The organism is Pseudomonas tremae (assembly GCF_001401155.1).
Taxonomy (GTDB): domain Bacteria; phylum Pseudomonadota; class Gammaproteobacteria; order Pseudomonadales; family Pseudomonadaceae; genus Aquipseudomonas; species Aquipseudomonas tremae.
The window spans coordinates 1-418 of the sequence record NZ_LJRO01000078.1 but is presented as its reverse complement, the minus strand read 5'-3'; the positions used below and the strand labels follow the sequence as shown (position 1 = coordinate 418).

Below are 418 nucleotides of genomic sequence, written 5' to 3'. Positions count from 1 at the left end.
GATCAGAGCGGGCCATGCGGCTGGCGATATCGCCGGTGGCGGCAGCCACGCTGTCGGCCACGAACAACGTATCGAATTTTGCCGCTTCCGCGACCTTGGCCACGTGCCGATAGTGCTTGAAATCCAGCTCTGCATCGGCAGGCACATCAGGGTGACGCCAAGCCGCAACGTGGTGCCCGGTGGCCATCAGAAAAGCGCCGAGTTTCATCTGTCGAGCAGTCGTGCTCATTCTTCACTCCTTACTGTGTTGCCGCGTGCCAAGACTCAAAAATCCTTGCGTAGCTGTACGCCGAAATAACGCTCGTCATCACGCGGTACAGACCGGTAAACATAGCTACCACCGGTGGCCAGCATCGGCGAATAGGACTTGTCTGCCAGATTCTTGCCGAGCAGCGCCACGCGCCAGCCACTGTTGTAA

1 pseudogene is annotated in these 418 nt (G+C 58.6%); it reads right to left on the bottom strand.

Features of this window, described 5'->3' with window-relative positions:
* Positions 1-229 (bottom strand): annotated as a pseudogene (locus ALO43_RS05690) (nitrilotriacetate monooxygenase); the annotation flags it as partial.
* Between the last annotated feature and the right edge of the window lie 189 nt (positions 230-418).